Source organism: Ralstonia sp. RL, from assembly GCF_001683835.1.
GTDB classification, from domain to species: domain Bacteria; phylum Pseudomonadota; class Gammaproteobacteria; order Burkholderiales; family Burkholderiaceae; genus Ralstonia; species Ralstonia mannitolilytica.
This window is the reverse complement of sequence record NZ_LWRX01000072.1, coordinates 1-4,698: the sequence shown is the minus strand read 5'-3', so window position 1 is coordinate 4,698 and position 4,698 is coordinate 1. Positions and strand designations below refer to the sequence as shown.

The window sequence follows — 4,698 nt, the reverse complement described above, 5'->3', positions numbered from 1 at the left end:
TCTTTATGAAATTCCATGGTCCTTGCTCTGGTAAAGATCGCAGATGCAGGAATTTTACCGCAAATATGGGAGGGTTTGTGCGGCGCAACAAGGCGCGCCCTAGGCGGGAGGCAAATCGATGAACTCGACCGCGAGTCCGCGCGCTCGCATCCAGTCGGCCACCGCATAGCCGGTGCCGGCCCGCCAGGGACGCAGCTTTTCGGGAGCGACCAGGCGGTATTCGACCAGCTCGGGCGATAGACGGATGTCGCCGCTGGCCTTGACGTGGTAGGCGATGATCACTTCATTCTTGCGAATGAATTCATAGACGCCGATCAATGCGATGTCAGTGGCGTCGAGGTTGGTTTCTTCCTTCAGTTCGCGCGCCACTCCCTGTTCGGGCGTTTCGCCGCGCTCCATGAAACCGGTAACGAGGGCAAACATCTTTTCCGGCCAGGCGGCATTGCGCGCGAGCAGAATCCGGCCGTCGATCTCGACCAGCGCGGCCAGGACCGGCACCGGATTGTCCCAGTGCGTCCAGTGTCCATCCGGGCAGGCGAGGCGGACCTTGCCGCCCTCGCCTTCGTCCGCGCGCTCGACGAGCGGCGCGGCGCACATGGGACAGAAGCGCATCATGCGCGCTGACGCACCCAGTCGGTCACGCCGTCGAGCGCCTTGGGCAGGCTGGCCGGGTCGGTGCCGCCGGCCTGCGCCATGTCGGGACGGCCGCCGCCCTTGCCGCCGACCTGCTGGGCGACGAAGTTGACCAGCTCGCCCGCCTTCACCTTGGAAGTCGCGTCCGACGTCACGCCGGCGATCAGGCTGACCTTGCCGTCGTTGACGGCGGCCAGCACGATGGCGGCGGTCTTCAGCTTGTCCTTGAGCTTGTCCATGGTTTCGCGCAGCGCCGGCACGTCGGCGCCGTTGAGCGTCGCCGCCAGCACCTTGATGCCGTTCACATCGACCGCCTTGCCGAGCAGTTCGTCGCCCTGGGCGGACGCCAGCTTGCCCTTGACCGCGGCGAGTTCCTTCTCCAGCGCCTTGACCTGTTCCAGCACGCTGCCGACGCGCGCGGACAGCTCGGCCGGCGTCGCCTTCAGCGTGCCGGCGACCTGGTTCACCGTGGATTCGAGCGACTGCAGGTAGGCCAGCGCGTTGTCGCCGGTGAGCGCTTCGATGCGGCGCACGCCGGCGGCGACGCCGCTTTCCGACACGATCTTGAACAGGCCGATGTCGCCGGTGCGCTGCACGTGCGTGCCGCCGCACAGCTCGCGGCTAGAACCGATGGTCAGCACGCGCACCTCGTCGCCGTACTTTTCGCCGAACAGCATCATCGCGCCCGACTTCTGCGCCTCCTCGATCGGCATCACCTTGGCCTGGGTCGCCTCGTTGGCGAGGATTTCGGCATTGACGATCGCTTCCACCCTGCGGATCTGCTCGGCGGTCACCGGGCCGTTGTGGGCGAAGTCGAAGCGGGTGCGCTCGGCGTTGACCAGCGAGCCCTTCTGCTGCACGTGGGTGCCGAGCACTTCGCGCAGCGCCTTGTGCAGCAGGTGGGTCGCGCTGTGGTTGCGCATGGTTTTCGCGCGCTTTTCGGCGTCGACCTTGGCATTGACCGTGTCGCCGACCTTGATCGTGCCCTCGGCGATGCTGCCGTGGTGGCCGAACACGTCGGCCTGGATCTTGATCGTGTCTTCGACCAGGAAGCGCGCCACCGCATTGCGCAGCTCGCCGGTGTCGCCCACCTGGCCGCCGGATTCGGCGTAGAACGGCGTGTGGTCGAGCACGATGACGGCGTCGTCGCCGGATTTCGCTTCCGTGACAGGCGTGCCGTCGACGTAGATCGCCGTCACCTTGGCGGTCTCGTGCACCAGCTTGTCGTAGCCGTGGAAGGTGGTCGGGCTGCCGCTGTATTCGAGGCCTTGCGCCATCTTGAACTTGCCGGCTTCGCGGGCGCGCTGGCGCTGCTCCTCCAGCAGCGCATTGAAGCGCGCCTCGTCCACCGTCACGCCGCGCTCGCGGCAGACGTCGGCGGTCAGGTCGACCGGGAAGCCGTAGGTGTCGTGCAGCTTGAATGCGGTGTCGCCGTCGATCTGTTTGGCGCCCGCATTGCCACCATCAGCGAGCGCCTTCTCCAGGATTTCCATGCCGTTGGCGATGGTGCGGAAGAAGGCTTCCTCTTCCTGGCGCAGCACTTCCATCGCGCGCAGCTCGTTCTGGCGCAGCTCCGGATAGGCGTCGCCCATTTCGGCCACCAGCGCCGGCACCAGCGCGTGGAAGAACGGTTTGCGCGCGCCGAGCTTGTAGCCGTGGCGGATCGCGCGGCGGGCGATCCGGCGCAGCACGTAGCCGCGGCCGGCATTGCTCGGGATGACGCCGTCGACCACGATGAAGGTGCAGGCGCGGATGTGGTCGGCGATGACTTTCAGCGACGGCGCATCCTTGTCGCAGTTGCCTGCGCCGTTGGCATCCACCACCTTCTTGGCGGCGGCTAGGAGGTTCACGAAGGTGTCGATCTCGTAGTTGCTGTGCACATGCTGCAGCACCGCGGTGATGCGCTCCAGGCCCATGCCGGTGTCGACCGACGGCTTGGGCAGCTTGTGCATCACGCCCGCCTCGTCGCGGTTGAACTGCATGAACACGTTGTTCCAGATCTCGATGTAGCGGTCGCCGTCCTCGTCGGGCGATCCGGGCGGGCCGCCGGGGATTTCCGGGCCGTGGTCGTAGAAGATTTCGGTGCAGGGGCCGCACGGGCCGGTGTCGCCCATCATCCAGAAATTGTCGGACGCATAGCGCGCGCCCTTGTTGTCGCCGATGCGCACGATGCGCTCGGCCGGCACGCCCACCGTCTTGTGCCAGATGTCGTACGCCTCATCGTCTTCCGCATAGACCGTGACCCACAGTTTTTCCTGCGGCAGCTTGAACACTTCGGTCAAGAGCTCCCACGCATACACGATCGCGTCGCGCTTGAAGTAGTCGCCGAAGCTGAAGTTGCCCAGCATTTCGAAGAAGGTGTGGTGGCGGGCGGTGTAGCCGACGTTTTCCAGGTCGTTGTGCTTGCCGCCGGCGCGGATGCATTTCTGAGCCGTGGTCGCGCGCGTGTAGGGCCGCTTGTCGAAGCCCAGGAACACGTCCTTGAACTGATTCATCCCGGCGTTGGTAAACAGCAGGGTCGGGTCGTCCCCCGGCACCACCGGGCTGGACGGGACGATGGTATGTCCCTTGGATTCGAAAAACTTCAGGAATTTGTCGCGGATCTCAGACGATTTCATGTTCTAGGCGAAAGGTGGAATGCGTTGCAAACCGTTGATTATACGTGATAACCCTCGCCGGATGAGGCATGGCCCGGAGCGTCAAAACAAAAAGCCCGCCGGTAAAATCCGGGCGGGCTCAGCAGGCAAAACGCCGGTTTTTGGCAGTCGATCAACCGCGGTGCTGCCGGTCGTGCCGCTCGTGCTGGATGCGGTGCGACTGGCGGTTTTCGTTGCGCTGCACCTGGCGTTGCTCGAAGCCGCCGACGTGGCCGTCGCGGCCGGCGCGGAATTCCTGGCGGTCGACCCGGGCCTGGCCGCGCTCCAGCCTGGCGGCTTCGCGCTTGGTGAGCGAGCCGTCCCGCAGGCCGTCGGCGATGCGCTGTTCCTGGTTGACGTTGCGCTGCACATCGGCCTGCATGCGCCGGCTGGAGGCGGAATCCGGATTGCCGGTCTGCGCGTCGTGCTTTTCGGTGTAGATGTCGCGGCTGGCGCGGTCCTGCATGCGGGCGATGCGGCGCTTTTCCGCATTGTTCAGCCTGCCGTCTTTCATCGCCTGCGCTTCGGCGCGGTCGATCTTCGCTTCCTCGCGCTCCAGTTTGGCCGCTTCGCGGGTGGTCAGCTGGCCGGACTTCAGGCCGTTTTCGATGCGCTGCTGCTGGTTGACGTCGCGCTGCGCTTCGGCCGTCGCGTTCTGGGCGAACACGGGCGCGGCGAGGAGAGTTGCCAGGAGAACGGGGATCAGGCGTGCAGTCTTCATTGTCTTTTCCTTTCGGTTGGTCATATGAGCAATGGGCCCACGCTTCCTATAACGAAACAGGCGCACGCGCGCCGACCGCCAAGTTGTAAGCACTGTAACCAAGCGTAACGCTACGCAAAGTCCGGGCCGATCAGGTCGATGCGATCGGTGCACAAGGCATCCACGCCCCAGCCCAGGATTTCCCGCGCGCGCTGCGGCGTGTTGACGGTGTAGCACAGCAGCCCGGCGCCCTGCTCCTTGACGGCGCGCGCCAGTTTTTCAGTCAGGTTCTTGTGATTGGTGTGCAGCGCAACCGCGCCGAGTTCGCGCAAACGTTGTTGCCAATCGGAAGGAATGGCATCGACCAGGAAACCGCGCGGGATCTCGGGGGCGGCCGCCTGCGCCGCTTGCAGCGCGGCGAACGAGAATGACGAAAACAGCGGGAGCGCGGCATCCGGCACATGGGCGGCGATTTCCGCGGCAAACAGGCGCTGCGTCAATGCCGCCACCACCCGTCCGGTTTGGGCTTCGAAACCGGGAGCCGGCTTGATTTCGACGTTCATCCAGATGTTGTTTGCCTTGCAGAAATTGACCACTTGCTCGTAAGTCGGCACCGGCTCGCCCGCGAATTCCTTTCCGAACCAGGAGCCGGCATCCATGGCCGCGAGTGCGGCCGCCGGGCGGTCGCAAACCCTGCCGCGGCCGCGCACGGTGCGCCCGAACTGCGGA

4 protein-coding genes are annotated in these 4,698 nt (G+C 65.2%); all 4 read right to left on the bottom strand.

The window, feature by feature from the left end; genetic code table 11:
- Positions 1–99 precede the first annotated feature (99 nt).
- Positions 100–615 carry an NUDIX domain-containing protein gene (locus tag A6M56_RS07605; RefSeq protein ID WP_286757990.1) on the bottom strand — a complete coding sequence of 172 codons (516 nt, stop codon included), beginning with the start codon at positions 613–615 and terminating at the stop codon, positions 100–102.
- Positions 612–3,251 carry an alanine--tRNA ligase gene (alaS, locus tag A6M56_RS07600; RefSeq protein WP_286757985.1) on the bottom strand — a complete coding sequence of 880 codons (2,640 nt, stop codon included), beginning with the start codon at positions 3,249–3,251 and terminating at the stop codon, positions 612–614. The genes A6M56_RS07605 and alaS overlap by 4 nt, the downstream gene beginning before the upstream one ends.
- Before the next feature lie 151 nt (positions 3,252–3,402).
- Positions 3,403–3,990, bottom strand: coding sequence for a hypothetical protein (locus A6M56_RS07595; RefSeq protein ID WP_286757983.1), 588 nt, complete (start codon positions 3,988–3,990; stop codon positions 3,403–3,405).
- Between the two features lie 110 nt (positions 3,991–4,100).
- Positions 4,101–4,679: a glycerophosphodiester phosphodiesterase family protein gene (locus A6M56_RS07590; RefSeq protein ID WP_353744909.1), complete on the bottom strand. Its 579-nt coding sequence runs from the start codon at positions 4,677–4,679 to the stop codon at positions 4,101–4,103.
- Between the last annotated feature and the right edge of the window lie 19 nt (positions 4,680–4,698).